At 50.9% G+C, this 796-nt stretch carries 1 protein-coding gene; it reads left to right on the top strand.

Going from position 1 to position 796, the window contains the following annotated elements:
• The coding region (locus A3729_RS06510; protein ID WP_197475629.1) for a cobaltochelatase subunit CobN at positions 1-796 on the top strand (796 nt) is incomplete at both ends.

Below are 796 nucleotides of genomic sequence, written 5' to 3'. Positions count from 1 at the left end.
CGCATTGACCCTGGCCCGAGTGGCGCACCAACGCGAGGAAGATTGGATACCTTGCCGACAGGGCGTAATTTCTTTTCCGTTGATAATCGTGCCATACCGTCCCCGGCGGCGTGGGAAATAGGAAAGCGTTCGGCCCAAGCTTTGATCGAACGTCATCTTCAAGCGCATGGTGATTATCCCAAACAGCTAGGTTTGTCAGTTTGGGGTACGGCAACCATGCGAACCGGTGGCGATGATATCGCTCAGGCTTTTGCTCTGATGGGCGTCGAACCTATTTGGGCGCCGGGATCTAACCGTGTTGTTGATTTTAAAGTGCTGAGCACCCAATTGCTGCAACGACCTCGTGTCGATGTGACCTTGCGGGTCTCGGGCTTTTTCAGAGATGCATTTCCTAACGTCATGAAATTATTTGATGCGGCCGTGCAAACGATTGTCGATATCGAAGAACCTGGAAACGAGAACATCATTCAACAGCATGTGTTAGAGCGTATCGATGAACTAACACTGACGGGGTTAAATGCCGATTTGGCTAGAAGGCAGGCGAGTTATCGTGTGTTTGGTAGTAAGCCCGGCGCTTATGGTGCGGGTCTACAGGGCTTGATAGACGAGCGTTGTTGGGAGCAAAAGAGTGATCTAGCCGATGCCTATCTGAATTGGGGTGGCTATGCCTACGGTAACGAGGCGGGAGACGGTGTCGATGCCAAGGAAGCTTTCCGTTTTCGATTGTCGCAATTAGAGGTGGTTTCGCAAAACCAGGATAATAGAGAGCACGACATCTTGGACTCTGATGATTATT

The sequence above is a fragment of the Oleiphilus sp. HI0043 genome (assembly GCF_001634935.1).
This window is presented reverse-complemented; position numbering and strand designations above follow the sequence as displayed.